Annotated in this window: 25 protein-coding genes; 10 read left to right on the top strand and 15 right to left on the bottom strand. The window is 70.6% G+C overall.

Annotated elements, in window-relative coordinates:
* The first annotated feature begins 2 nt into the window (after positions 1-2).
* Both recO and AS97_RS16730 read left to right on the top strand, forming a co-directional pair.
* Positions 3-752: a DNA repair protein RecO gene (recO, locus tag AS97_RS16735; RefSeq protein ID WP_044575559.1), complete on the top strand. Its 750-nt coding sequence runs from the start codon at positions 3-5 to the stop codon at positions 750-752.
* 69 nt (positions 753-821) lie between these two features.
* On the top strand, positions 822-1655 hold the full coding sequence (locus AS97_RS16730; RefSeq protein ID WP_059146339.1) for an isoprenyl transferase: 834 nt from the start codon (positions 822-824) through the stop codon (positions 1653-1655).
* A gap of 11 nt (positions 1656-1666) precedes the next feature.
* On the opposite strand, the gene AS97_RS16725 is transcribed toward AS97_RS16730, so the two are convergent.
* The gene (locus AS97_RS16725; RefSeq protein ID WP_125758587.1) at positions 1667-2731 is read right to left on the bottom strand and encodes an aldo/keto reductase; all 1065 of its coding nucleotides are present in this window, start codon (positions 2729-2731) and stop codon (positions 1667-1669) included.
* Between the two features lie 117 nt (positions 2732-2848).
* Here AS97_RS16725 and AS97_RS16720 point away from each other — a divergent pair, with 117 nt between their 5' ends.
* A complete protein-coding gene (locus AS97_RS16720) occupies positions 2849-3682 on the top strand; it encodes a helix-turn-helix transcriptional regulator (RefSeq protein ID WP_210565212.1) in 834 nt (277 codons plus the stop codon).
* Positions 3683-3892: 210 nt separating this feature from the next.
* On the opposite strand, the gene AS97_RS16715 is transcribed toward AS97_RS16720, so the two are convergent.
* A complete protein-coding gene (locus AS97_RS16715; RefSeq protein ID WP_137965698.1) occupies positions 3893-4471 on the bottom strand; it encodes a TetR/AcrR family transcriptional regulator in 579 nt (192 codons plus the stop codon).
* Between the two features lie 71 nt (positions 4472-4542).
* On the opposite strand from AS97_RS16715, the gene AS97_RS16710 reads away from it, so the two are divergent.
* On the top strand, positions 4543-5136 hold the full coding sequence (locus tag AS97_RS16710) for a dihydrofolate reductase family protein (protein WP_059146335.1): 594 nt from the start codon (positions 4543-4545) through the stop codon (positions 5134-5136).
* A gap of 9 nt (positions 5137-5145) precedes the next feature.
* Here the strand turns inward: AS97_RS16710 and AS97_RS16705 are convergent, their stop codons facing one another.
* The 10 genes from AS97_RS16705 to AS97_RS16660 all read right to left on the bottom strand — a co-directional run bounded on the left by AS97_RS16705 (position 5146) and on the right by AS97_RS16660 (position 14749).
* Entirely contained in the window at positions 5146-5775 is a 630-nt protein-coding gene (locus AS97_RS16705; protein WP_247204395.1) for a hypothetical protein, read from the bottom strand.
* Between the two features lie 279 nt (positions 5776-6054).
* Positions 6055-7221 carry a Cmx/CmrA family chloramphenicol efflux MFS transporter gene (locus AS97_RS16700; RefSeq protein WP_210565211.1) on the bottom strand — a complete coding sequence of 389 codons (1167 nt, stop codon included), beginning with the start codon at positions 7219-7221 and terminating at the stop codon, positions 6055-6057.
* A 283-nt stretch (positions 7222-7504) separates the two neighbouring features.
* Positions 7505-8623, bottom strand: coding sequence for a hypothetical protein (locus tag AS97_RS16695; protein ID WP_247204811.1), 1119 nt, complete (start codon positions 8621-8623; stop codon positions 7505-7507).
* A gap of 18 nt (positions 8624-8641) precedes the next feature.
* Positions 8642-9472, bottom strand: a complete 831-nt coding sequence (locus AS97_RS16690; protein ID WP_185929918.1) for a hypothetical protein — start codon at positions 9470-9472, stop codon at positions 8642-8644.
* A 21-nt stretch (positions 9473-9493) separates the two neighbouring features.
* On the bottom strand, positions 9494-10930 hold the full coding sequence (locus tag AS97_RS16685) for a hypothetical protein (protein WP_185929917.1): 1437 nt from the start codon (positions 10928-10930) through the stop codon (positions 9494-9496).
* Positions 10930-11268, bottom strand: coding sequence for a hypothetical protein (locus tag AS97_RS16680; protein WP_059146332.1), 339 nt, complete (start codon positions 11266-11268; stop codon positions 10930-10932). Before AS97_RS16680 ends, AS97_RS16685 begins: the two co-directional genes overlap by 1 nt.
* 198 nt (positions 11269-11466) lie before the next feature.
* Positions 11467-11892, bottom strand: a complete 426-nt coding sequence (locus tag AS97_RS16675; RefSeq protein WP_014060591.1) for a Fur family transcriptional regulator — start codon at positions 11890-11892, stop codon at positions 11467-11469.
* 145 nt (positions 11893-12037) lie between these two features.
* Positions 12038-12910, bottom strand: a complete 873-nt coding sequence (locus AS97_RS16670) for a metal ABC transporter permease (protein ID WP_086706233.1) — start codon at positions 12908-12910, stop codon at positions 12038-12040.
* Position 12911: 1 nt separating this feature from the next.
* Complete coding sequence (locus AS97_RS16665) at positions 12912-13706, bottom strand: metal ABC transporter ATP-binding protein (RefSeq protein WP_086706241.1); 795 nt, start codon at positions 13704-13706, stop codon at positions 12912-12914.
* Positions 13707-13753: 47 nt separating this feature from the next.
* On the bottom strand, positions 13754-14749 hold the full coding sequence (locus tag AS97_RS16660) for a metal ABC transporter substrate-binding protein (RefSeq protein WP_086706235.1): 996 nt from the start codon (positions 14747-14749) through the stop codon (positions 13754-13756).
* 150 nt (positions 14750-14899) lie between these two features.
* Between AS97_RS16660 and AS97_RS16655 the strand changes: the two genes are divergently transcribed.
* Together AS97_RS16655 and AS97_RS16650 are read left to right on the top strand one after the other, a co-directional pair.
* Entirely contained in the window at positions 14900-16282 is a 1383-nt protein-coding gene (locus AS97_RS16655) for a glycine--tRNA ligase (RefSeq protein ID WP_014060587.1), read from the top strand.
* Positions 16283-16421: 139 nt separating this feature from the next.
* Positions 16422-16715: a hypothetical protein gene (locus AS97_RS16650; protein ID WP_236669562.1), complete on the top strand. Its 294-nt coding sequence runs from the start codon at positions 16422-16424 to the stop codon at positions 16713-16715.
* Here AS97_RS16650 and AS97_RS16645 read toward each other — a convergent pair.
* Positions 16684-17268 (bottom strand): hypothetical protein, encoded by a 585-nt coding sequence (locus AS97_RS16645; RefSeq protein ID WP_247204394.1) that lies wholly within the window; start codon positions 17266-17268, stop codon positions 16684-16686. The genes AS97_RS16650 and AS97_RS16645 overlap by 32 nt on opposite strands.
* Positions 17269-17361: 93 nt before the next feature.
* Between AS97_RS16645 and AS97_RS16640 the strand changes: the two genes are divergently transcribed.
* On the top strand, positions 17362-18567 hold the full coding sequence (locus AS97_RS16640) for a sensor histidine kinase (RefSeq protein ID WP_210565209.1): 1206 nt from the start codon (positions 17362-17364) through the stop codon (positions 18565-18567).
* A complete protein-coding gene (locus AS97_RS16635; RefSeq protein WP_125758583.1) occupies positions 18555-19199 on the top strand; it encodes a response regulator transcription factor in 645 nt (214 codons plus the stop codon). The genes AS97_RS16640 and AS97_RS16635 overlap by 13 nt, the downstream gene beginning before the upstream one ends.
* Before the next feature lie 138 nt (positions 19200-19337).
* Here AS97_RS16635 and AS97_RS16630 read toward each other — a convergent pair whose 3' ends face one another.
* Positions 19338-20711: an MFS transporter gene (locus AS97_RS16630; protein WP_247204810.1), complete on the bottom strand. Its 1374-nt coding sequence runs from the start codon at positions 20709-20711 to the stop codon at positions 19338-19340.
* A 270-nt stretch (positions 20712-20981) separates the two neighbouring features.
* Here AS97_RS16630 and AS97_RS16625 point away from each other — a divergent pair, with 270 nt between their 5' ends.
* The gene (locus AS97_RS16625) at positions 20982-21941 is read left to right on the top strand and encodes a helix-turn-helix transcriptional regulator (protein ID WP_346159058.1); all 960 of its coding nucleotides are present in this window, start codon (positions 20982-20984) and stop codon (positions 21939-21941) included.
* A 227-nt stretch (positions 21942-22168) separates the two neighbouring features.
* On the opposite strand, the gene AS97_RS16620 is transcribed toward AS97_RS16625, so the two are convergent.
* A complete protein-coding gene (locus AS97_RS16620) occupies positions 22169-23656 on the bottom strand; it encodes an MFS transporter (protein ID WP_210565207.1) in 1488 nt (495 codons plus the stop codon).
* Positions 23657-23784: 128 nt separating this feature from the next.
* On the opposite strand from AS97_RS16620, the gene dusB reads away from it, so the two are divergent.
* Positions 23785-25071, top strand: coding sequence for a tRNA dihydrouridine synthase DusB (dusB, locus tag AS97_RS16615; protein WP_210565206.1), 1287 nt, complete (start codon positions 23785-23787; stop codon positions 25069-25071).
* Positions 25072-25129: the final 58 nt, after the last annotated feature.

Raw genomic sequence — 25129 nt, 5'->3', positions numbered from 1 at the left:
CCATGAGTCTGTTCCGCGACGACGGCATCGTGCTGCGCACCCAGAAGCTGGGAGAGGCGGACCGGATCATCACCCTGCTCACCCGCAACAACGGCCGTGTCCGCGCCGTCGCGCGGGGCGTGCGCCGGACGAAGTCGAAGTTCGGCGCGCGGCTCGAACCGTTCAGCCACGTGGACGTGCAGTTCTTCTCGCGCGGTGGCGGCGAGCTGATCGGCCGCGGGCTGCCGCTCTGTACGCAGAGCGAGACGATCGCTCCGTACGGTGGGTCGATCGTCACCGACTACGCCCGCTACACCGCCGGTACGGCCATGCTGGAGACGGCCGAGCGGTTCACCGACCACGAGGGCGAGCCCGCCGTACAGCAGTATCTGCTGCTCGTCGGCGCGCTGCGCACCCTCGCCGCCGGGGATCACGAGCCGCATCTCGTCCTGGACGCGTTTCTGCTCCGTTCCCTCGCGGTCAACGGCTACGCACCGAGTTTCGACGACTGCGCCAAGTGCGGGATGCCCGGTCCGAACCGGTTCTTCTCGGTCGGCGCGGGCGGGGTCATCTGCGGAGAGTGCCGGGTGCCCGGAAGCGTCGTACCCTCGGCGGAGTCGCTGACACTGCTGGGCGCGCTGCTGACGGGGGACTGGGAGACGGCGGACGCGTGTGAGCTGCGGCACGCCCGGGAGGGCAGCGGCCTCGTGGCGGCGTATTTGCACTGGCACCTGGAGCGGGGACTTCGGTCGCTGCGGTACGTAGAGAAATAGCTGCAAGCGGCAGCATGAGCAGCACAGAGAGCAAGAGCGAGAGCAAGAGCTGAGGGAGACGTGGCAGGCATGGCAGGACGCGGGTTTCTGGGCCGACAGCGGCGCGAGTACCGGACCCCGGAGCCGCACCCGTCCGGCGCCCGGCCGCCGAAGATCCCCGGTGAGCTGGTACCGCAGCACGTGGCCTGCGTGATGGACGGCAACGGCCGCTGGGCCAAGGAGCGCGGGCTGCCGCGCACCGAGGGGCACAAGGTCGGCGAGGGCGTCGTGCTGGACGTGCTCAAGGGCTGCCTCGAGATGGGCGTCAAGAACCTCTCCCTCTACGCCTTCTCGACCGAGAACTGGAAGCGCTCGCCCGACGAGGTGCGCTTCCTGATGAACTTCAACCGCGATGTCATCCGCCGCCGCCGCGACGAGATGGACGCGATGGGCGTACGGATCCGCTGGGCGGGCCGGATGCCGAAGCTGTGGAAGTCGGTGGCGCAGGAGCTCCAGGTCGCTCAGGAGCAGACCAAGGACAACGACGCCATGACGATGTACTTCTGCATGAACTACGGCGGCCGGGCGGAGATCGCGGACGCGGCGAAGGCGCTGGCGGAGGACGTCCGGTCGGGGCGGCTCGATCCGTCGAAGGTGAACGAGAAGACGTTCGCGAAGTACCTCTACTACCCGGACATGCCGGATGTGGACCTCTTCCTGCGCCCGTCGGGCGAGCAGCGGACGTCCAACTACCTGATCTGGCAGAGCGCGTACGCCGAGATGGTGTACCAGGACGTGCTGTGGCCCGACTTCGACCGCCGCGACCTGTGGCGGGCGTGTCTGGAGTACGCCTCGCGGGACCGCCGCTTCGGTGGGGCGATCCCGAACGAGGAGCAGCCGAAGGGCGATTCGCCGTCCGCGTAAGCGCCCAGGTATCAGCGGCGGGTTTCGAGCCTCAGGTCACCTGCGGTCACATTGCGGATGTGGTCGCCGGCGAGCATGTCGTGCGGGAAGCCGAGTCCTATCGCGCTGGCCTCGTCGAGGCGGGCCAGTTGGGCGGCGGTGAGGTCGACCGACAGGGCGCCCAGATTGTCCTCCAGCTGCGCGGGGGTGCGGGCGCCGATGATCGGTGCCGTCACGGTCGGGTTCCGCAGGGTCCAGGCCAGCCCGACCTGGGCGGGTGTGACGCCCAGCTCCGTGGCGACCTCCTTCACGACATCGGCAATGGCGAGGTTACGTTCGGTGAGCGTGCCCAGGGCGAGGTTGAAGCTCTTGCGGGTGCCGTCGTCGGATGCGACGCCCGTCGCGGTCAGGTCGTCGCGGCTGTACTTGCCGGTGAGTACCCCGCCGGCCAGGGGCGAATACGGGAGCACACCCAGCCCCATCTCGTGTGCCATGGGGATCAGGTCACGTTCCCCGGTGCGCTCGATCAGGTTGTATTCGATCTGGAGCGCGACCAGTGGCGACCAGCCGCGCAGGTCGGCGATGGCCTGCATGCGCGAAACCTGCCAGGCCGGGGCATTGCAGATCGCCACGTACAAGATCTTGCCCTGCCGGACCAGATCGTCCATGCCGCGCAGAATCTCCTCGACCGGTGTCGTGAAATCCCACACGTGCAGATAGAGCAGATCGATGTAGTCCGTATTGAGCTGTCGCAGACTCGCTTCTACCGAAGTGAACAGGCTCTTGCGGTGACTGCCCGCGGAATTCGGGTCGCCGGGCCGGCGCAGGGTCGTGTATTTCGTCGCGAGCACCAGGCTTTCGCGGTTGTCGCGGGTGAATTCGCCCAGCATGCGCTCGGAAGTGCCATTGCTGTAGGTGTTGGCGGTGTCGATGAAATTCCCGCCTCGCTCGACGTAGCGGTCGAACAGCTTGCGCGCCTCGTCCTGCTCGGCTCCCCAGCCCGACTCGGTGCCGAAGGTCGCCGCGCCCAGTGCCAGCGGTGAGACCCGCAGCCCGGAGCGGCCCAGCAGCCGGTAGGTGTCGAGGGTGAGCGACATGGTGTCCTCCTGTGCTCGTGATCCGTTGTCGAGCATCAGCCTGTGACCGCCGCGAGCCGGAGGTAAGGGAGAGAAGTTCCTGGGAAGGTCAGTCCTACCCTGGCTGTTGGAACGAACATGACGACCCCCACCGTGGACACCACACAGGAGCTGGCCGCGTTCCTGCGGGCCCGGCGCGAACGGCTGGACCCGCGCGATCTCGGTCTGCCGTCGCGTCGGCAGGCCCGGCGGACCCCGGGACTGCGCCGCGAAGAGGTCGCCGAGCTGGCCGGGGTCAGCGTCGACTACATCGTGCGGCTGGAACAGGGGCGCGGGCTGCGGCCCTCGGCGGACGTGGTGGAGGCGCTGGCCCGGGCGCTGCGCCTGGCCCCCGTCGAACGCGCCTACCTCTTCAACCTGACCCGGCAGCGCCCCCGCAACGCCGACGAGCCCGCCACCACCGCGGCGCCGCCGCTGGCCGGGCTGGTCGCCGACGTGTCGCCGCTGCCGGCCATGCTGATGAACCACCGCTACGACATCCTGGCCTGGAACCACGAAATGACCAGGGTGCTGCTGGATTTCGACACCCTGCCCCCGGCGCAGCGCAATGCGATGTGGCTGTGCCTGATGCATCCGGAAATACGCGAGTTCTACGTCGACCGGGAACGCGTCGTGCGGGAGGGGATCGCCCATCTGCGCGCCGCGTGGGCCACGCATCCGGAGGATCGGGTGTTGACCGACCGCATTGCCGAATTCATCGCGCGTGACGAGGAATTCGCGCGATTGTGGGCTGAGCGGGACATCAAGGTCAATGGCCGCGGGCACAAGGTGATGCGGCATCCTGACGTCGGTGTGATCGCGGTGGATTTCGAAGTGCTGATACCGCTTGAAGATCCGGAGCAGCGGTTGGTGATCTTCCGTCCCGCGGACGAGGAGAGCCAGTCGGCATTGGACCGGTTGTGCGCACGGTGATGTCGAACCGTCCGCAACAGACCCCGCACAGAACCTGAGCGGGCGGGCGCGTAGATGGGAGGAGCGGGGCCCGCCTGCCCCGCCGCCCCGCTTATGCCGCCGCCCCGCTTATGCCGCCGGCCCGCTTATGCCGCCGGCCCGCTTATGCCGCCGGCCCGCTTATGCCGCCGCCGCACCTACTCCGCCGCCGCACCTACTCCGCCGCCCCGCCTACTCCGCCGCCACGATGCGCTCCACCGCGGCCGCCACCAGCCGGTCACGCTCCGCCTCCGTGAAGACGTCCGGCAAGGTGAGCTGCTCGACGATCAGCCAGTTCAGCGCCAGTATCAGCAGCTTGACGGCCATGGCGTCGCCGGGGAGCCCCGACGCCTCGTGGTAGGCGACGTTGGCATCGACGTCGGCCCGCACCCGCTCGGTGAGGACCGTACGCAGCGCGGGGCGGCGGGTGGCCTCGAGGCGGAGCTCCAGCAGTGCCAGATAGCCGGTGCGGAACGAGGCGACGCGGCCGACGAGTTCACGCATCAGCTCCACGTAGGTTTCCCGGTCGCGGCCTGCCGCCCGCTGGCGGGCGATCGTGGCCTCGTCGGGCTGGAGCCGCTCATAGACGCGGGCGCCGGCCTGGGTGAGCAGATCGTCGCGGTTGGCGAAGTAGTTGGATGCCGTACCGGCGGGGACGGCGGCCTCGGTGTCCACCGCCCGGAAGGTCAGGCCGCGTGCGCCCTCCCTGGCCAACACCTCGATCGCCGCGTCGACGAGTGCGGCGCGCCGCTCGTCGTTCCGTCGCACCATTGACACCACTCCATCTGTAGTACTACGTTCAAACCACTTCAAGCAGAGTACTACGGATGGAGCTGCCAACGATGCGAAAGCTCGTCTACTACGTCGCCGTCACGCTCGATGGCCGCATCGCGGGCCCTGGCGGCGAGTACGACTTCTTCCCCGGAGGCGACGAACAGCAGTCCGCCGCCTACTCGGCCTGGACCAACAATCTGTTTCCCGAGACGGTCCCGACCGCCTACCGCGCCGCGGTCGGCCTGGCCGACGCGCCCAACCGCCACTTCGACACCGTCGTCATGGGCCTCGGCTCCTACCGCCCGGCCCTGGACGCGGGCGTCGGCAGTCCGTACGCGCATCTGCGTCAGTACGTGGTGTCCAGCACCCTCGAGCCCGACATCGACCCGGCCGTCACCGTCGTCCCGGGCGACCCGCTCGCCCTCGTACGCGAGCTCAAGCGGGAGGAGGACACGGAGCTGGACGTGTGGCTCTGCGGCGGTGGCAAGCTGGCGGGTGCCCTCCTGCCCGAGGTCGACGAGCTGGTGATCAAGAACTACCCGGTCGTCGCGGGTGCCGGAGTCCCGGTCTTCGACGGCGCCTTCGACCCCACCGTCTTCGACGTCGCCGAACGCACCGCCTTCCCCAACGGCGTCACCCTCACCCACCTCACCCGCCGCTGATATCGCTGATCACCCCTCCCACCACGGCACTGTGCCCTCCACGGCGACGAACTCGTGGAAGTCCATGTTGCCGATCTCCAGGTTGCACGCCATTGATCCGACCTGGCGGCACGGAAGCACGGCGGGCTGCCCCGGGGTGTCGTACAAGTCGACGACGGTCAGCGGTCGGCCGGGCTCGGCAAAGGTCCTGGCGTCGGCGAGCGCGACCAGTGTGGTGTGTTCCGTGGGCGGGACCAGCGCAGGGACCTGGCCCGGCCCAAGGCCCTCGAAGGCTCGGTCGTCGACGACCAGCGCGGTCAACGAGTAGTGCTCCGGATCGATCTCATCCGGGTCCGGGTCCGCACCGACCCAGCTGTCCTCGTCGGCCCCGCCCAGCTCGTCGAGCAGAGCGCGCCAGCCGTCCTCGTCGTCGAAGGAGGTTCGGACCAGCAGGGCCACGTCGGTGGCGGGCAGTGCGGGGAAGGACCGGAGCGGCGGCACCGTCGGCGTGGGGAAGGCCGGTCGGCCACCGCCGCCTTGGTACATGCCGTACACGTCCATGTTGCGCACCAGGTCCTCGAAGGCGAGCGCGCCGGACAGCAGAGCGGCCAGGATCTCGCCGAGCCGGGCCGGCGGGACCCGGACACCGCGACCGGGCATCTGCTATGGGTAAGCGATGGGAGTCTGTCGGCTTTGGAGTACTCCTGGTACACCGACGAGGCCCCGGTGGGGCTGCCTGACCCTCTCCATGTGACCGTTGCCGTGGAGCGGTAGGCGGCCCCTTGTGCTGGGCCCGTGACGCCGAAGGGCGAGCAGTGGCCGGGGCTGCGGGCGGACGCTGCGCGGAATCGGGCTCGGGTGTTGCAGGTCGCCCGCGAGCAACTGACCGCCGGGGAGACTCGCTTCAGCGGAACGCCATCGTCCGGCTCGCCGACATCACTATCCGGCTTCCTCGGCGCCCACGCGGGCACCCCATTCCCGCGAAGCGGCGACAGCACCCACCGCCGTCGCGGCCAGCGCGGCGCTGACCCACACCGCGCCCCGGTAGTCGCCCGTCGTCTCGGTCACGACGCCCGCGACCAACGGGCCGAGGAACGCGCCCGCGTTCAGCGCGACCGTGGCGAACGAGCCGCTCAGCGAAGGGGCCCGGGAGGCCGTACGCATGACACGCGTGACGAGCGTCGAGCCGATGCCGAACGACAGGCCGCCCTGGAGGACCGTCACGATGAAGAGCGGTGCCGGATAGGGACTGGTCGCGGCCAGTACGGCCCAGCCGAGCGGCAGGGCACACACGGCCAGGAGCAGGCCCTTCCCGAATCCGCCGTCGGCCCTGCGTCCGGCCGTGGTCACCCCCACGAAGGCGCCCACCCCGAACGCGGCGAGAAGGGCGGGGACGGCGGCGTCGGGGAGGTGGGCGATGTCCGTCGCGATGACGGCCAGGTAGGCGAAGGTCGCGAATGTCGCCCCGTTGACGACCGCCGCGAGGACCATGGCCCACTGCACCGGTCGCGACGCCACCACACGCGCTTCCCGCCTGATCGAGACTTCCTTCCGACCAGCCGCGTCGGTGGGCGCCTGGTGGAAGACCAGCGCCAGCGCGGGCAGGCACAGGGCGGCCACGGCCCAGAACGCGGAGCGCCAGCCGGACCACTCCCCGAGCAACGCCCCCGCGGGGACGCCCGCGACGCACGACAGCGTGACCCCGGACAGCAGAACGGCGGTGGCCCTGGCGTGCTGCGCCGCCGGTACGAGGGCCGTCGCGACGGACATCGCGACCGCCAGGAAACCGGCATTGACGATCGCGGCCACGATCCGAGTACCGAAGAGCACGGCGAAGTCCGTCGTGACCGCCCCGATCACATGCACCACGACGAACGCCGTCAAGAACCCCGCCAGGGCCCTGCGCCGCGGCCATCGCGCGCTCAGCGCGGCCATCACCGGGGCGCCGACGATCATCCCGATCGCGTACGCGGACGTCAGGCTCGCCGCGGCTCCCACCGACACGGAGAGGTCTTGGGCAATGCCCGGTACGAGACCGGACAGCATGAACTCGGACGTTCCTTGCGCGAAGACGGCGAGCGCGAGGACGTAAAGGAAAACAGGCAAGAGGTCGACTCCAGCGAAGAGCGGATGCGAGCGAGAACAGCCGCGTGCTGGATGTCGGACTACGCCATGACGAGCCATGAATACGTCATGACGACGCCATGGATACGGCGAGCCCGAAACGGAACCAGACACACGGAGTCGTGTCCGGTCGCTGGAAGCGAGATCGACCCAAACGTCAGGTCAGGGGTTCAGCCAACTGCTCGCCGCCGAGCGACCGGCGGCTCCGTTCTGTCTGATTCAGGGCTCGTCACGTCGGCACCGTATCCACAATCCCCGACGGAGATCAATCCGATGTCGGCGCACCCCAGCCCCGCTGGTACGCGGCCCAGTCGCCCGGCGCCGCCGCGAAGTCCACATACAGCGCGACACCGAACCGCTCGCGGCGCGCGTCTTCGCGGCTCAGGCCGAGGCGGACGCCCCGGACGGCCGCCGCCACCGTCTCGGCCGATTCGTGGTGGCCGATGTCGTCGGTATGGAACGCCGGGAGGCCCATCAGCAGGTCGGTGCCGCGTGGGGTCGCCTCCAGGGCCAGTCGCGTCTGCTGGGCCACATAGCCCCCGTACAGGCTCTCCAGCGGCAGCGCCGTGTCGTAGGACATCACCGCGATCTGGTCGACTCGGCGAGCGACCGCGCCGAAATACGACCGCGACCACCACTTGGGGTGACCGGCGACGAAACCCGCGACGCAGTGGAGGGAGGGAAGGGGATCGATCTGGTGCGCGGCCACCGACAGCGGTGCGCCGCGCGCGCGGGTGATCGCGCGCACGGCGTCCAGCAGCGACAGGTAGTCCCGGTCGCCGGAGTGCAGGGGCTCCAGGTCGAAGTGGACGCCCGCGAACCCCGCGTCCAGCACTTGGCGGGCCGAGCGCACGACTCGTTCGCGCGTCGCCCGCTCGCCGAGGTCCATCCCTGTTCGGCCCTCGGTGGACAGGACGTCGCCGAGCCACGCCTGGACGCGCACGCCGGGCAGTTCGCGCCGCACCGCCTCCACCAGCCAGCGGGCTTTCGGGTAGCGCGAGGTGGGCAGCGTGCCGTCGTGCTCCAGCGGGCCCGCGTGGACATACAAGTCCCGGATGCCGGTGTCGCGCACCCGCTGGACCAGCTCGGCGAGCTGGTCCTCGCCATGGCGCCCGTCCACCCAGGCGTGCCCGAGCCACACCGCGTCCCGCCCGCGAGTATGCGTTCCGGGGGCGGGGTCTCCCGCGTACTGCAGCCGAAGCGACACTCCGGCGGTCAGGAAGGGCACGACCAGGAGCACGGCGGTGCCCGTGGCGACGCGCTTGGGCCACCTCAGGCACGGATGGGACCAGTGGTGTACGCATGCCGACCTCCCGCGCCCGAGGGCGGAGCCCGCTCGGCGCAGCGCGCGGGCAGGAGCGCGGTCGGGGTTTCCCGAAGGCATCGGCACCGGCATCGGCAGTCAGCCTCCGTCGTACGACACGACCGTGCCGTGCAGGGCGTCGGCGACGCGTGAACCGAGGTCGTAGTCGCAGAGGTTGACGGTCCAGTTGCCGGCCGTGACCAGCGTCGCGGGCACGCCCTTGTAGGCGATGGCCTCGCGCAGCACCGCATTACGGTCGGCGTCCGAGGCGTGCAGGGCGAGGGTGGCGCAGTTGGGCGCGCCGGTGCTCTTGCCGGTGGTGCAGGTCAGCACCGTGTCCGACCGCTGCTTTCGGTCGTCGCAGCCCACCGCCGCCGCGACGTCGTCGGCGAGGGCGCCGACGGTCCGGTAGCGGGGTGTGCGGGGGATGTCCGGGAGCGGATACGCGGGGATCTTGGCCTTCTCGGGCGGCAGCACGACACCGCCGAGAGCGGCCGCGATCCGGTTCGCGAAGCGGGGCTCGGTGACCCATACGAACCAGTGACCAGCGGCAACCAACGTGTGGCTGGTCGGCGGCTGTCTGTGGGAGGCGATGGACTCGCCGATCTCGTCGCGGCTGAACTTCTTCGGGTTCAGTACCTGGATGTCGTTCTCGAACTTGGTGCCGTCGATGACGGAGGCGCATCCGAGGCCGCTTCCTCCGGCGCTGCCGCCTTGCGAGCGGCGGGTGACCTCGCATGGGACACCCCCCGCTTCGAGGGCCTTCACGACCGCGTCGGCGCTCGCGTACTCGGGCTTCGTGGGCACGTTGCCCGGCATCGTGGCGCTCGGGCTGGGCGACGAGTCGGCGCCGTTCCGCGTGGTGTTGCCGCACGCGGCGAGGACGGCCATGGCCACCCCCGCCGCGAACACGCTGATCACTCGCTTCATGAACTCACTTCTTCAGGGGGCCTAGCCCGTCGCCGAGGGACGCGGTGTGAGACCGGGGCTGGGCTCGGTCGGCTTCTTGTCTCCGCCCCCGTCATCCTTGCCGCCTGAGGAATCGGACGGCGGGGTGGGGGAGGGCCCGGGCTCCGGCGACGGTGTGCCGGGCTCCGGCTCGCCGGTGCCGGTGCCGTGCGAATCGCCGCCGTAGATCGGGTCGATGGTGAACGAGTGCCCCTTGGGGGTGTCGCCCTCCAACTGCTCCAGGGCCCTCTGGCGCTCCTCGTCGCTCAGGGCCTCCCATGCCTTGGCGTCCTCGAGACGCGGCTGGAGCTTGTCCCAGTTCTCGCCGCGGGCCTTGATGTCGCCCCCTCGGTGGTCCGAGTCGTCCCCGTACTGCTCGTTCTTCTCGCGGACGTCGGGAGTGTCGGCGGCGTAGAGCATGAACAACTGCTTGTCCGTGTCCGCGCCGTACGGATTCTTCTGCAGCTCCTGCAGGTGGTACGCGCTCAGGCGGATGTCCTCGTTGGGGTTCTCCTCGATGTACTTGGTGAGTTGGGCATCGCTGAGGTCTCCCAGATAGGTGCCGTCCGGCGTGGTGAACGCCTGTCGGTGCTGCCCTATGACGTTGCGGGCCGTTCCCAGCTTCATATGCGTGATGCCGAGCGACTTGTCCGGCTTGATCGTCTGCTGAAGCGTCCAGTTGAACATCCTGCCGATGCTCGGCAGGAAACCGCGGCCGTCCTTGTCGTAGTTCTGGTACCACTGCTGCTCCTGCCAGAGGATCGACAGCAGCAGCGTCTTGCTCATCCCAGTCTCCTTCGCGGCCCGTTCCACGGCGGCGAGCTGCGCGGGGGAGACGTTGATCTGATGCGGGCCGTCCGGCGCTCCCGTCAGGCGCAGCGCGATGGCCAGCGGGCTGTTCTTCTTCAGCGCCTCCTTGACCAGCTTCGGATCGGAGATCTCCGTGAGGCCCCTGATGGTCCGCAGCGCGGCCGCCGCCGTGGTGTCGGCCTTGGTCGCGCGGGACAAGGCGTCCTCGATGATGCCCTGGGCGTGCCGGACCGGTTCCGACTGACTGTCGTCACCGGGATCGGAGGCCACCGGCTTGGAGTGGGAGACGCGACCGCTGTCGTCGACGGACAGCTCATGGTCCTTGGCGTAGCCGAGCGCACTGCTCAGATCGCGCTGGGCGGCCTCGATCTCGTCGGCCAGGTCGTCGTAGACGCGGCAGAGCTCGCGCAATGCCAGGTTCGCCGCTTCGTAGTCGTCGGCGTGCTTGACGAAGGTGCGGCGGGCGGCGAGCCCCGCGTCGGACACCCACTGCTTCTCGATGGTGCGGGCCACATCATCGCGGGCGAAGGTGCCGATCTCCTCGCAGTGCTTGGCAGCGGTGAGGGCGTCGGTGGCGGCGTCGCGCCAGGCTTGCGGGCTCGCGGACCGGAGGTCGGGTACGGACACCATCAGGCACCCTCCAGCCAGCGGGCGTCCTTGCGGAGTTCCGCCTCGATGGATTGGTCGGTGTCCATGTAGTCGTCCATGGCATCGGTGATGGCGGAGGCCGCCTCTCTGGCCGACTTGCCGAGTTCGTGCAGACGGTTGCGCCACGCCGTGACGCACTCCTGGTTGGGCCCCGCGAGCGCCCACCCCGAATGGGCCTTCCCGGCGGCCTCGGGGTCGTCCAGCTTGGTCTTGTTCTGCCCCGTCGCGCTGGTGGTGTGGAAGGCGCCCGCGCTCTTCTTCGGAGACGGCGGATCGACGAAGAGGTCCGGCAGCCCCGGTAGATCAGGAAACAAGGACATCAGGCTCCCCCCAAGTAGCCGTAATGTTCATGTACTTGGCACCGTACCCGGCGCCCAGCCGATGAAGCGGGGCGACGCGCGGTCGGCCGTGCTTTCCGTACAGAGCTGTGACGACCTGGGGGAGCGGACCGTAAGTGGGGAAACGCGGACTGTAGGAGGTGGTCCCGCGAGGTGGGGGCTAGCCCCGCGAAGGGGTGATCAACCCTGCGCGGCCTTCGCCGCCGCGCAGTCCCCGCAGGTGCCGAAGATCTCGATGGTGTGGGCCACGTCCACGAAGCCGTGCTCGGCGGCGATCGCGTCGGCCCACTTCTCGACGGCGGGGCCTTCCACTTCCACCGCCTTGCCGCAGGCGCGGCAGACCAGGTGGTGGTGGTGCTCCTCGCTGTTGCACCGGCGGTAGACCGCCTCGCCCTCGGTGGTGCGGAGGACGTCGACCTCGCCGGCGTCGGCGAGGGACTGGAGGGTGCGGTAGACGGTGGTCAGGCCGACCGAGTCGCCCCGGTGTTTGAGCATGTCGTGGAGCTCCTGCGCACTGCGGAACTCGTCCACCTCGTCCAGTGCCGCCGCCACCGCGGCGCGCTGCCTGGTGGACCGGCCGCGTACTGGGGGACCCGCGGTCACCACAGCTGCCTCCTCAACCTCACATGCTCCGTCGCTCTCGGGGCTCTCTGCGCGCCCACTGCGTCTTCTGCCCGGCCATTGTGCCAGTTATCGCTCGGCGGACGGACGAGAGCGACAGACCGGGTGGTCGAGTGTGCGAGTTTGTGGACTATACGAGTACATCGTCCCTCACCGTGCACCCTTCCCCGGCCGCGGCCGCCCGCTGAGCGCGTCTTTTCGCCAGGGGCGCGGCCAGCGCCGTGATCGCGGCGAAGACGCCGATGGCGAGGACGACGATGCTCGCGCCGGGCGGGACGTTCTTGTAGAAGGAGAAGACCGTGCCGGACAGGGTCACCACGACGCCGATGGTGATCGCCAGCGCGAGGGTCATCGCGAAGCCCCGGGTGGCCTGCTGGGCGGCGGCGACCGGGACCACCATCAGGGCGCTGACCAGGAGCAGGCCCACGACGCGCATGGCGACGGTGACCGTGACGGCCGCGGTGACGGCCAGCAGCAGGTTGAGCGTGCGCACCGGGAGGCCGGTCACCCGGGCGAACTCCTCGTCCTGGCACACCGCGAACAGCTGGCGGCGCAGCCCCAGCGTGATCAGTACGACGAAGGCGGCGAGGAGGGAGATCGCGACGACGTCCTCGGGGGAGACCGTGGTGATCGAGCCGAAGAGATAGGTGGTGAGGTTGGCGTTGGAGCCGGTCGGCGAGAGGTTGATCAGCAGCACACCGCCCGCCATCCCGCCGTAGAAGAGCATCGCGAGGGCGAGATCGCCCCGGGTCTTGCCGTACCAGCGGATCAGCTCCATGGCGATTGCGCCGAGGGCGGAGACGGCGACGGCGGTCCACACGGGGTTGGCGCCGGTCAGGAAGCCGAGGGCGACGCCGGTAAGGGCGACATGGCCGATCCCGTCGCCCATGATCGCCTGGCGGCGCTGGACGAGGTAGATGCCGACGGCGGGTGCGGTGATGCCCACCAGAACGGCGGCGAGCAGGGCCCGCTGCATGAAGGCGTAGTCGAGGATCTCGAGCATCTCAGGTCAGCAACCCTGTCCGGATCGGTTCGGCGTCGGGCGCCGCATGGGGATGGACGTGGTCATGGCCGGGCAGCGCGTGCTGGCCCACGGCCTCGGGTGGCGGTCCGTCGTGGACCACACAGCCGTCGCGGAGCACCACCGCGCGGTCGATCAGCGGCTCCAGCGGGCCGAGTTCATGGAGGACGAGGAGGACCGTGGCGCCGGCGGCGACCTGCTCGCGGAGGGTCCCCGCGAGGATCTCCTGGCTGGCGAGGTCGACCCCGGCCATCGGCTCGTCCATGATCAGCAGTTCCGGTTCGCCCGCGAGAGCGCGGGCGATCAGCACGCGCTGGTGCTGACCGCCGGAGAGGGCGCTCACCGGGTCCCGGGCGCGGTCGGCCATGCCGACGAGCTCCAGGGCCCGCTGAACGGCCGCCCGGTCCGCCTTGCGCGGCGGGCCGAACCGGCGGCGGGCCAGCCGGCCCGCCGAGACGACCTCGCGCACGGTCGCGGGGACACCGCTGGCGGCGGTGGTGCGCTGCGGTACGTAACCGATCCGGGCCCAGTCGCGGAAGCGGCGGCGGGGCGTGCCGAAGAGGGCCAGCTCACCGCCGCTGAGCGGCACCTGGCCGACGATGGACCGCACGGCGGTGGACTTGCCCGAGCCGTTGGCGCCGAGCAGCGCCACGAGCTCACCGCGGCGGACGGTCAGATCGATGCCGCGCAGCACGGGGCGGCCACCGAGGGTGGCGGTGGCGCCGCGCAGGGATATGGGGTCCGCGGCCGGGGCTATGTCCGGCTCCTCGGCTGCCATGGGTTCCTCGGTCGCCATCGTTTCCTCGACCTCCCTGGGGTGGTCCGTCACTTGGTGCCCAGCGCCTTCTGCAGGGCCTTCAGGTTGGATCGCATGACCTGGATGTAGTCGTCACCCTTGGACTTGTCGCCGATGCCCTCGATGGGATCGAGCACATCGGTCCGCAGATGGAGATCGCCGGCCAGCGTCTTCGCCGTTCGGTCGCTCACGAGGGTCTCGAAGAAGACGGTGTTGACCTTGTCCTTCTTGGCGACGCTGTGCAGGCCCTTGATCCGGGCCGGGCTGGGCTCGGACTCGGGGTCGAGCCCGGAGATCGCCTCCTGCCGCAGGCCGTAGCGCTCGGCGAGATAGCCGAAGGCGGCGTGGGTCGTGATGAAGGTGTCCGAAGAACGGTCCTTCAAACCGCTCCGGAAGTCCTGATCGAGCGTGGTCAGCTCCTTGACCAGGGCGGTGGTGTTCTTCTTGTACGTCGTGGCGTGATCGGGGTCGGCCTTCTCCAGCGCCTTGCCGACGCCCTTGGCGACCTGGGCGTAGCGCACCGGGTCCAGCCAGATGTGGGGGTCGGCGGCGGCGTCGCCGGAGTGGGCGTGGCCCTCGTGCCCTTCCTCGCCCTCGTCCCCATGGCCGCCCTCGCCCCCGTGGTCGTGGTCGCCCTCGACCTCGGTGCCGTGGTCCTCCAGCGTGGTGTACGAGGCGGCGTCGGCGACATGCCTCGGCTCGGCCTGGGCGATGGCCCGGTCGACGGAGGGCTGGAGCCCCTTGAGATAGACCACCAGACCCGCCTCGCTGAGATCGGCGGTCTGCCGGGGGCTGATCTCCAGATCGTGCGGTTCGACGCCGGGCTTGGTCAGGGAGGACACATGGATGGCGCTACCGCCGATCCGCTGGGCGAGGAACTGCAGGGGATAGAACGACGCCACCACGTCCAGCTTGCCGTCCGTCCTTCCGTCGTCGACGTTGGAGGAGCAGGCTGTGAGGGTGGTCAGACCCAGCGCGGCGGCTCCGACGAGGGCGGTCGTGGGCCTGAGGCGACGTATGTTCATGACTCTCATTTTCAACAAAGATGGAAACGATTGTCAACAACTGTCCTCTTGTTGATCGCTTCGACTACCGATTTGATCCGGGGGGTGCCGCCGCCGGTAACCTGAAGCATTCGCTTCGTCGTCAATGTCGTCATCAATGAAGAGAGCACCGTGGCCGCCGACAAGATCGACACCATCGTCAGCCTCAGCAAGCGCCGTGGCTTCGTCTACCCGTGCAGCGAGATCTACGGCGGCCAGCGAGCCGCCTGGGACTACGGACCGCTCGGCGTGGAGCTGAAGGAGAACATCAAGCGGCAGTGGTGGCGTTCGATGGTCACCTCTCGTGACGACGTCGTCGGACTCGACTCGTCCGTGATCCTGGCCCGTGAGGTGTGGGAGGCGTCCGGCCACGTCGCCACCTTCACGGACCCGCTCACCGAGTGCACCTCCTGTCACAAGCGGTTCCGCGCGGACCACCTTGAGGAGGCGTACGAGGCCAAGCACGGCCGGCTCCCCGAGAACGGCCTGGCCGACGTCAACTGCCCGCACTGCGGCAACAAGGGCAGCTTCACCGAGCCCAAGCAGTTCTCCGGGCTGCTCGCCACCCACCTCGGCCCGACCCAGGACTCCGGCTCGATCGCATACCTGCGCCCCGAGACCGCCCAGGGCATCTTCACCAACTTCCTCGCCGTCCAGCAGACCTCGCGCCGGAAGCCGCCGTTCGGCATCGCCCAGGTCGGCAAGTCGTTCCGCAACGAGATCACGCCGGGAAACTTCATCTTCCGTACGCGTGAATTCGAGCAGATGGAGATGGAGTTCTTCGTCAAGCCGGGCGAGGACGAGACGTGGCACGAGTACTGGATGGAGCAGCGCTGGAACTGGTACCGGGACCTCGGTCTCCAGGAGGCGAACATCCGGTGGTACGAGCACCCGAAGGAGAAGCTCTCCCACTACTCCAAGCGCACCGCTGACATCGAGTACCGCTTCAGCTTCGGCGGCTCGGAGTGGGGCGAGCTGGAGGGCCTGGCCAACCGCACCGACTTCGACCTGAAGGCGCACTCGGCGGCGTCCGGCCAGGACCTGTCGTACTTCGACCAGGAGGCCGGCGAGCGCTGGACCCCCTACGTCATCGAGCCGGCGGCGGGCGTGGGCCGCGCGATGCTGGCCTTCATGCTCGACGCGTACGTCGAGGACGAGGCGCCCAACGCCAAGGGCAAGATGGAGAAGCGCACCGTGATGCGGCTCGACCCGCGCCTGGCGCCGGTCAAGGTCGCGGTGCTGCCGCTGTCCCGCAACCCGCAGCTCTCGCCGAAGGCCAAGGGGCTCGCGGCGGACCTGCGCAAGCACTGGAACATCGAGTTCGACGACGCGGGCGCGATCGGCCGCCGCTACCGTCGCCAGGACGAGATCGGTACGCCCTTCTGCGTCACGGTGGACTTCGACACCCTCGACGACAACGCCGTGACCGTGCGTGAGCGCGACACGATGAAGCAGGAGCGGGTCTCCCTCGACCAGATCCAGTCCTACCTCGGCGGCCGCCTGATCGGCTGCTGACCCGGCCCGGGCCGTCGCGCCCGGACCACGGGCACCGGATACGTACCCGACGACGGGCTCCGGCGCCGCGGACGCCATGTCCGTGGCACCGGGGCCCGTCGGCTCGGCAGAACCGGGGGGTTCACCAATCGTGCGAGGCGTGACACATCACATCACCGCCACCCGCGAGGACGGCACGGTCTTCGAGGTGAGCTACGGCTACGGTCCGGGGCAACGGCGGCTGCTCGGCTGCAAGCACTGCGACTGGCAGGAGCGGATCACCTCCGGCGGCGCCCGCCACAAGGGACTCGACCACCTCGCCCAGGCGCACGGAGCCCTCGGCTCCCCGCGGATGACCGCCGACGCGGCGGCGCGGCGGCAGGTCCTCCTGATCATGCTGGCCTGTTTCGCGGCGGCCGCGGTCATCGTCTGGTGGGCCGCCGCCCAGGGATGAGCCGGAGGTCGTCGCGGGCGGTCCGCCGTTCCCGGCCGAGGGCCAGCGCCGTGCACACCGCCGCCAGCGGCAGCTCCGCGCCGAGGGCCATCGCGACCGCCGCCGCCAGCTCCCCGCCCGGCGCGGCCGTCACCGTGTCGAACCACGCGTCCACCACCAGCAGCGCCCCCGTCGCCGCCGCGGTCAGCCGGTGGCGGTCGTCGCCGCGCCGGCGCAGCGCGGCGGTGGAGAGCAGCCCCAGCGCTTCGAGGGCGTCCAGGCCCACCCACGCGACGTTCCAGTGGCCGACCCGCGCCGTGGACGGCAGCGTCCGGGCCAGTACGTACAGCCAGGGGACCAGCGCCACCCCCGAGACCAGCAGTGCCGACTGCGGACGTACGAGCCGCCGGGCAAGCGCGGGCCGTGTCCTCCGCGACTTCCCCGGGCCGGTGGCCGGAGCAGCGGTGGGCGTGGGGGAGCACAGGGCGGTCATGGCGCGGATCTCCTTCCGGGCCCGGTCGGTCGTCCCGGGCACACCACCAGCCTGGTCGGCGCCGCCTCCGGTGTCGGTCACACCAGTTGCCGACTCGGGGTGGCACCAGATGCACCCCGAATCCGGGCCCGTGGTCCAGCGCGCCGCCGCCCGGGGCCGCTCTAAGGTCGTCGCATGAGCCTCCTGACCGCGATAGGCCCTGCCGTCGGGCGTATCGCGCACCGGCTGCGGCGCGACGCCCGCTTCGGATTCGCGGGTATCGCGGTGCAGTTCATGGCCTGGGCGGTGCCGATGAGCGTGCCGTGGCTGATCTACGACGACGCCTCGTCGCTGATGGACGTGGTGCTCGCGCTCACCGTCCCGCTGGTCGCCCCGGCCGTGGCCACGCCGCTGCTGACGCGCGTGCAGCGGCGCCGGTTCGGGGCGCTGCTCGGCGCCCGGATCACCGGGTCCCGGAGGTCGTGGCGGCAGCTGTGGTACCACCTGCTGGCCGGACCCGCGGTGGCCTTCGGCGGGGTGCTGGCCTGGAGCTCGGCCCTGGTGGGCGGGGCGGCCGCGACCGTGTTCCTCTGGCGGTGGCCGGCCGGGCGGCTGAAGTTCCTGCCCGACGCCACGGCGGCCGCGTATCTCACCGTGGGCGGCCTTGCCCTGCTGGCCCTCGGGTACTGGCTCATCGGCGCCCTCGCCCGGCTCGACACCCGCGCCGCCACCGCGCTGCTGGGCCCCGTCCCCGCCAAGGAGCTGGAGCGGCGGGTCGAGGACCTGACCGAGAGCCGTGCGGGGGCGGTCGACGCGGCGGATGCCGAGCGGCGCCGCATCGAACGCGATCTGCACGACGGCGCCCAGCAGCGGCTCGTCTCCATGGCGGTCAACCTGGGGCTGGCCAAGGCCACTCTCAAGGATCTGCCGGACGAGGCACGGCAGGTCATCGACGAGGCGCACCGCGAGGCCAAGGAGGCCATCGAGGAGCTCGGCAACCTGGTGCGGGGGCTGCACCCGGCCGTCCTGGACGAACTCGGCCTGGACGCCGCCCTCTCCGGGATCGCCGCCCGTGCCCCGCTGCCGACGCGGCTGCGCGTCCACGTCCCCGAGCGGGCCGCCCCGACGGTCGAGGCCGTCGCGTACTTCGTCGTCTCCGAGGCTCTCGCCAACATCGCCAAGCACGCCCGGGCCACCCGGTCCGAGGTCACTGTCGTCCGGACCGGGGACACGCTGCGGGTGGTGGTCACCGACGACGGGGTGGGCGGTGCCGACCCCGCGCGGGGCAGCGGCCTCGGCGGGCTCGCCCAACGGGCCGGGTCGGTGGACGGCACGTTCGACATCAGCAGCCCCCGCGGGGGCCCGACCGTCATCACCGTGGAGCTGCCGTGCGCGCTGTGATCGCCGAGGACTCGGTTCTGCTGCGGGTCGGCCTGGTCAAGGTCGTACAGACCGCGGGCTTCGAGGTCGTGGCGGAGGCGGACGACGCCGAGGGGCTGCTGGCGGCGGTCGGGGAACACCGTCCGGACATCGCGGTCGTGGACGTCCGGATGCCCCCGGGCTTCGCGGACGAGGGCGTCCGGGCGGCCCTGCTGATCCGGCGGCAGTGGCCGGACACGGCCGTACTGCTGCTGTCGCAGTACGTCGAGGAGCGGTACGCGGCGGATCTGCTGACGTCCCACACCGAGGGGATCGGCTATCTGCTCAAGCAGCGGGTCGCGGACGTGGAGGAGTTCATCGACGCGCTGCGCCGGGTGGCGGGCGGCGGCACCGCCCTGGACCCGCAGGTGGTGGCCCAGTTGCTGGTACGACGACACAGCGATCCGCTGGACCGGCTGACCTCGCGCGAGCGGGACGTACTGGAGCTGATGGCGGGTGGGCGGTCGAACGCGGGGATCGCGGGGGCGCTGGTGATCAGCGAGAGTGCGGTGGCCAAGCACATCAACTCCCTCTTCGGGAAGCTGGACCTGCCGGTCGCCGAGGCGGACCACCGCAGGGTGCTGGCCGTGCTGCGCTTCCTGGGCGTGGGCTGAGGGGCGCCCTGAAGTGAGGGGTGCCCTGAAGGGGCGCGGGGCCGCGTCGGTGTGCGGCTCCGCCGCCCGCCTGGGCGCGGCCGGCCACGACGGTGTCGCGAACGGGCTACGGCACCCCGCGCGGCAGCCGCGGACGAGCTACGACACCTTGCGCGGCAGGCGCAGGCTCAGCAGCAGGGTCAGCGCGATCGTCGCCAGCTGGGCCGCGAGCGTGATGACCAGCGCGTCACCCATGCCCATCGACGGCTCCAGGGACAGGAAGAGCGTGCCGAGCGTCGCCACGCCCAGCGCCAGCGCGGACTGCTGGGTCGTGACCATCACGCCGCTCCCGACCCCGGCCCGCTCGTTCGGCACATCGGCCAGCACGATCCGGATCAGCACCGGAAGCTGCAGCCCCTGCCCGAACCCGGCCAGCGCGACCCCCGGCAGCAGCCCGGCCAGCGACAGATCCGGCCAGTCGCGCCATACGGCCACCATCAGCATCGCGATGCCCACGGCCTGGATCAGCCCGCCCGCGGTCACCACACGGCTGCCGTACCGGCCCACCAGGCGCGGACCCATCAGCGAGGCCACGAAGAACGTCGTGGCCATCGGCGCCAGCGCCAGCCCGGCCTCGACCGGCCCGTACCGCAGCCCCTGCTGCAGTGCGACCGCGATGACGAACATGAAGCCACCGAAGCCGATCGAGAACGGCACCACCAGCGGCAGCCCGCGCCGCAGCCCGTTCAGCGCGAACAGGCTCGGCGGCAGCAGCGGCGTGCGTCCCGCCCGGTCGGCGCGCCGCTCCACGACGTAGAACGCGGCGGCCACGAGCGGGAACGCGCCCAGCGCCAGCCAGGTCCACAGCGGCCAGCCCGCGGCCCGCCCCTCGGTCAGCGGCACCATCAGCGTGATCAGCGACAGTGCGAGCAGCACGGTGCCCGACACGTCCACCGGTGCGGGCCGGTTCGAACGGGTCTCGGGGACCGTACGGACCGCGAGGATCAGGCCGATCACCGCGACCGGCACATTGACCAGGAAGACCGCGCGCCACCCGGTGCCCGCGATGTCCGCGGCCACCAGCACACCGCCCAGGATCTGCCCCGCGACCATGGACAGACCGGCCGTCGCGCCGTACATGCTGAGCGCGCGGGCGCGGCGCGTCCCGCTGGTCGAGGAGTGGATCGTGGCCAGCACCTGGGGCAGCATCAGCGCGGCCGAGGCGCCCTGCGCCACCCGGGCGCCCACCAGGCTCCAGGCGTCCGGCGCGAGCCCGCAGGCCAGCGAGGTCAGCCCGAAGGCCGCCATCCCGGCGAGGAAGAGCCTGCGCCGTCCGAAGGTGTCGCCCAGCCGGCCGCCGAGGACCAGCAGCACCGCGTACGCCACGCCGTACCCGGCGACGACGAGCTCCAGCACGGCCGGACCGGCGTGGAGGTCGTGGTCCATGGTGGGCAGGGCCACGTTGACGATGAAGAAGTCGATCAGCGGCAGTGCCGCGCCCAGCAGCACGGTGAACAGCCCGAGGGGGCTCAGCGCGGGGCCGGAGGAGGTGTGGGTCCGCCCGGTGGTCTTTCCTCCGGTGGTCTTCGCGCCGGTGGTCTTCGCGCCGGTGGTCTTCGTGCCGGCGGTCTTCCCGGTCGTCTTCGCCGTGTCCGGGGCGGCGTTTCTCGTTCGTATCGTGGAAATCTGCGTTTCGGTCACGCTTACGAAGATCCTGGGTCGCTCAAGCTGGTACCAGAGTGTCTTTATCCTGGTACCAGAAGTACCTGGCAACCGGCTGAGCCCTTCAGGCACCCTGGAGCCATGACCACGATGGTGCAGGAAGTCACGGCCGGTGCCACGCCCGGTGCCACGGCCGAGAGCAGGAGTGCGGGGGCCGAGATACGGCGGGGCGAGCTGGCCGCGTTCTTGCGGAGCCGGCGGGAGCGGATCACGCCGGAGCAGGTGGGGTTGCCCCGGGGCCGCCGCCGGCGCACCCCCGGTCTGCGCCGCGAGGAGGTCGCACAGCTCTCGACCGTCGGCGTGACCTGGTACACGTGGCTGGAGCAGGGCCGCGACATCCATGTCTCGGCGCAGGTCCTCGACGCCATCGCCCGCGCGCTGATCCTGGACCGCAGCGAGCGGGCCCATCTCTTCGCGCTCGCCGGGACCGTCGATCCGAGCCCGGCGAGCGAGTGCACGGGCGTTCCGCAGTCGCTGCGGCGCATGCTGGAGCAGTTGGAGCCGTTCCCGGCCTGCGTCCAGAACAGCCGCTTCGACCTGCTCGCCTACAACCGCACCTACCGGCTGATGATGTGCGACCTCGACAAGGTGCCGCCGGAGGACCGCAACTGCCTGTGGCTGGCCTTCACCCATGACGAGTGGCGTTCGAGCCTGGTGGACCGGGACGAGACGATCCGGCTCATGGCGGCCAAGTTCCGCGCCGTCATGGCCGAGCATGTCGCCGAGCCCGCATGGAAGGCGATGGTGAAGCGGCTGGAGGACGCCTCGGCGGAGTTCCGGGAGATCTGGGCGCGGCATGAGGTCGTCCGGCCCGGCGACAAGATCAAGGTCTACCGCCAGTCGCGGGTCGGCATCCTCCGGCTGGCCTCCACCAGCCTGTGGACGGGCCCGAGACAGGGCCCCAAGCTGCTCACCTACACCCCGGCGGACGCGGAGACGCATGAGCGCCTGGAGCGGCTGCACGCCATGGCGCTCGCGGAGGGGGCCGGGGCGGGGGCGGACCCCGGGTCTACGGCGGAGGCCGCCCCGGCGGCAGTCTGACGCGCCGGGCCCCGGGCCCGCCGTGCCGCGGATCTTTCCCCATCCCCGCCCCTTCCCGTAACCAGCGGCTCCGCCCCCGGACCCCGTCCGGGCCGTCCGGCCCGGGGGCTGGGGCGGAGCCGCATCACGCGGCGGAGCCGCATATCGATGCTGCGGGAAGGGGCGCGGAGGGGAACAGTCCGCCGCGGGCGGCACCGTGCGCCGGACGCCCGCCCCCCTCGCGCCGACTACGCCTTCGCGTTCGCCGATGTCCGTCCCGCGGGCGCGCTCTCCTCGAGCAGCGCGGCGGCGCGCCGGGTCGTCTTCTCGGCCCAGCGGCCCGTGGTCACCATCCCCAGCAGCAGGATGACGGCACCGCATCCGGCGATGATCCACCAGGCCGGACGGGCGGCGTCCACGAAGGCGGCAGCGGCCGCGGGCGAGGCGGCGTGCCCCATCTGGCCCGCCGCCGACGCGGCGCCCGCCGCCAGCACCGCGCCGATGACCGCGACGCCGAGCGACTGGCCCACCTGGCGGCTGGTGGAGGCGACGGCCGCGGCGACCCCGGCCTGGGAGCGGGGCATCCCGGAGACCGCCGTATTCGTGATGGGCGCGTTGACCATGCCGAAGCCGAGGCCGAACATCGCATAGCCGATCAGCAGCCCGAGATCGGTCGTCTGGACGTCGAAGACGGCGAACATCACCCCGCTGGCCGTTATGGCCACCCCGGCCACCAGCATCGACGGCCGGGGCCCGCGGGCGCCCACCAGCCGCCCCGACAGCGGCGCGCAGACGAAGCACATGAACGCCATGGGGAGCATCCACAGCCCGGCGTGGAGCGCGTCGAGCCCTCGCACGTCCTGCAGATAGAGCGTGTTCATGAAGAGATAGCCGCCGAGCGCCGCGAAGGCGCACACCGCGACCACGGTCGCCCCGCTGAACGTCGCGCTGTGGAAGAACCGCACATCGATCAGCGGTTCCTCACGCCGCAGCTCGTAGCGGATCAGCGCGAGGAGCCCCACGGCGGCGATGACCGCGAAGATCACGATCAGCGGCGAGTCCCAGCCGCGGTCCGGCGCCTCGATGATCGCGTAGGTGAGGGTGCCCAGCACCGCGACGACCAGCAGCTGGCCGACGGGGTCGACCCGGCGCGGCTTGGGGGCACGCGACTCCGGTACGTAACGGGCGGTGAGGAGCAGCGCCGCGATCCCGACCGGAAGGTTTATCCAGAAGATCGAGCGCCAGCCGACGGACTCCACCAGCACGCCGCCCACGATCGGCCCGGCGGCCATGCTGATGCCGACGACTCCGCCCCAGATTCCGATGGCACGGGCCCGCTCCCTGGGCTCGGTGAAGACGTTGGTGATGATCGACATGGCGACGGGGTTCAGCATCGAACCGCCGATCGCCTGCACCATGCGGAAGATGACCAGCATCTCCAGGTTGGGCGCGAGGCTGCACAGCCCCGACCCGAGGGTGAAGATCACCAGCCCGGTCTGGAAGGTGCGCTTGCGTCCCACCCGGTCGGCCGTCGACCCCGAGAGCATCAAAAGCGCGGCGAGGACCAGGGTGTACGCGTCGATCGTCCACTGCATCCCGGAGACGGAGGCATGCAGATCGCTTCGGATCGAGGGCAGGGCGACGTTGAGGACGGTGTTGTCGAGGCTGACGAGCAGCAGACTCATGCAGCAGATCGCCAGCACGAGCATGCGCCGCCGATGGCTGAGTTCACGCATGGTTGAACGCTACATCGATACGGTCGGTGCGGCGGTCATGACCGCCCTGTCGGTCCCTCCGGCGGGTGCGGGACAATAAGAGATCGGCCCGTCCTCTCCACCGTAGTACGCACAAGGAAGCTGACCCCATGACGCAGACGCCGCAGCCGCCGCATCAGCCGCGGGCGCAGCTGCGGATCGGACCGCATATGGTCCAGCCGCCGGTCGTTCTCGCACCGATGGCCGGGATCACCAACGCTCCGTTCCGCACCCTGTGCCGGGAATTCGCCGAAGGCGCCGGCTGGGGGTCCGGCCCGCGGCGCAGCCGCGATCCGGTGCGGAATCCCCCGCGAGACCGGGACTCGGGCGGTAAGGGGCTGTTCGTCAGCGAGATGATCACCACCCGGGCGCTGGTGGAGCGGGACGCCAAGACGATGCGGCTGATCCACTTCGACGGCAGCGAGAAGCCGCGCTCCATCCAGCTCTACGGGGTGGACCCGATGACCGTCGGCAAGGCCGTCCAGATGATCGTGGACGAGGACCTCGCCGACCATATCGACCTCAACTTCGGCTGCCCGGTGCCCAAGGTGACCCGTAAGGGCGGCGGCTCGGCGCTTCCGTACAAGCGGCATCTGCTGCGCTCGATCCTGCGCGAGGCCGTGACCGCCGCGGGCCCGCTGCCGGTCACCATGAAGATGCGCAAGGGCATCGACGACGATCACATCACCTTCCTCGACGCGGGCCGGATCGCGGTCGAGGAGGGCGTGACCGCGATCGCCCTGCACGGCCGCACCGCGGCCCAGCACTACGGCGGCACCGCCGACTGGGACGCCATCGCCCGCCTGAAGGAGGCCGTCCCGGAAATCCCGGTGCTGGGCAACGGCGACATCTGGTCCGCCGACGACGCGGTCCGGATGATGCGCGCGACGGGCTGTGACGGCGTGGTCGTGGGACGCGGCTGCCTCGGGCGGCCCTGGCTCTTCGGCGACCTGGTGGCCGCGTTCGAGCCCGGCCGGGAGGGGTCGGTGTCCGGCTCCGGGACGCCGGTGGGCGGCTCCGAGGTGCCCGGCTACGCGCGGCCGACGCTCAGGGAGGTCGCGGCCGTGATGCGCCGCCACGCCGAGCTGCTCGCCGAGTGGCTGGAGGACGAGGAGCGCGGCGTGATCGACTTCCGTAAGCATGTCGCCTGGTACACCAAGGGCTTCTCGGTCGGCTCGGAGATGCGCAAGCGGCTGGCGATCACCTCGTCACTCGCCGAGCTGGACGCCCTGCTGGCCGAGCTGGACCTGGACCAGGAGTGGCCCACCGGCGCCGACGGCCCGCGCGGCCGCACCTCGGCCCGCAACCGCGTGGTGCTGCCCGACGGCTGGCTGGACGACCCGTACGACTGCGCGGGGATCGGTGCGGACGCGGAGCTGGACACCTCGGGCGGCTGAACCCCGCCAGTCCAGTCTCCCGTAGTCCCGTAGTCCCGTAGTCCCGTAGTCCCGGGGT

This window comes from Streptomyces sp. AgN23, assembly GCF_001598115.1.
Lineage (GTDB): Bacteria > Actinomycetota > Actinomycetes > Streptomycetales > Streptomycetaceae > Streptomyces > Streptomyces antimycoticus.
The sequence above is the reverse complement of the archived record's forward strand: the minus strand, read 5'-3'. Positions and strand labels throughout refer to the sequence as shown.

What these genes read in the sequence shown, in the direction of transcription:
- recO (WP_044575559.1), top strand. Translation starts at nt 3, where the DNA reads ATGAGTCTGTTCCGCGACGACGGCATCGTGCTGCGCACCCAGAAGCTG.
- AS97_RS16730 (WP_059146339.1), top strand. Translation starts at nt 822, where the DNA reads ATGGCAGGACGCGGGTTTCTGGGCCGACAGCGGCGCGAGTACCGGACC.
- AS97_RS16725 (WP_125758587.1), bottom strand. Translation starts at nt 2,731, where the DNA reads ATGTCGCTCACCCTCGACACCTACCGGCTGCTGGGCCGCTCCGGGCTG.
- AS97_RS16720 (WP_210565212.1), top strand. Translation starts at nt 2,849, where the DNA reads ATGACGACCCCCACCGTGGACACCACACAGGAGCTGGCCGCGTTCCTG.
- AS97_RS16715 (WP_137965698.1), bottom strand. Translation starts at nt 4,471, where the DNA reads ATGGTGCGACGGAACGACGAGCGGCGCGCCGCACTCGTCGACGCGGCG.
- AS97_RS16710 (WP_059146335.1), top strand. Translation starts at nt 4,543, where the DNA reads ATGCGAAAGCTCGTCTACTACGTCGCCGTCACGCTCGATGGCCGCATC.
- AS97_RS16705 (WP_247204395.1), bottom strand. Translation starts at nt 5,775, where the DNA reads ATGCCCGGTCGCGGTGTCCGGGTCCCGCCGGCCCGGCTCGGCGAGATC.
- AS97_RS16695 (WP_247204811.1), bottom strand. Translation starts at nt 8,623, where the DNA reads ATGCCTTCGGGAAACCCCGACCGCGCTCCTGCCCGCGCGCTGCGCCGA.
- AS97_RS16690 (WP_185929918.1), bottom strand. Translation starts at nt 9,472, where the DNA reads ATGAAGCGAGTGATCAGCGTGTTCGCGGCGGGGGTGGCCATGGCCGTC.
- AS97_RS16685 (WP_185929917.1), bottom strand. Translation starts at nt 10,930, where the DNA reads ATGGTGTCCGTACCCGACCTCCGGTCCGCGAGCCCGCAAGCCTGGCGC.
- AS97_RS16680 (WP_059146332.1), bottom strand. Translation starts at nt 11,268, where the DNA reads ATGTCCTTGTTTCCTGATCTACCGGGGCTGCCGGACCTCTTCGTCGAT.
- AS97_RS16670 (WP_086706233.1), bottom strand. Translation starts at nt 12,910, where the DNA reads ATGCTCGAGATCCTCGACTACGCCTTCATGCAGCGGGCCCTGCTCGCC.
- AS97_RS16665 (WP_086706241.1), bottom strand. Translation starts at nt 13,706, where the DNA reads ATGGCAGCCGAGGAGCCGGACATAGCCCCGGCCGCGGACCCCATATCC.
- AS97_RS16660 (WP_086706235.1), bottom strand. Translation starts at nt 14,749, where the DNA reads ATGAACATACGTCGCCTCAGGCCCACGACCGCCCTCGTCGGAGCCGCC.
- AS97_RS16640 (WP_210565209.1), top strand. Translation starts at nt 17,362, where the DNA reads ATGAGCCTCCTGACCGCGATAGGCCCTGCCGTCGGGCGTATCGCGCAC.
- AS97_RS16625 (WP_346159058.1), top strand. Translation starts at nt 20,982, where the DNA reads ATGACCACGATGGTGCAGGAAGTCACGGCCGGTGCCACGCCCGGTGCC.
- AS97_RS16620 (WP_210565207.1), bottom strand. Translation starts at nt 23,656, where the DNA reads ATGCGTGAACTCAGCCATCGGCGGCGCATGCTCGTGCTGGCGATCTGC.
- dusB (WP_210565206.1), top strand. Translation starts at nt 23,785, where the DNA reads ATGACGCAGACGCCGCAGCCGCCGCATCAGCCGCGGGCGCAGCTGCGG.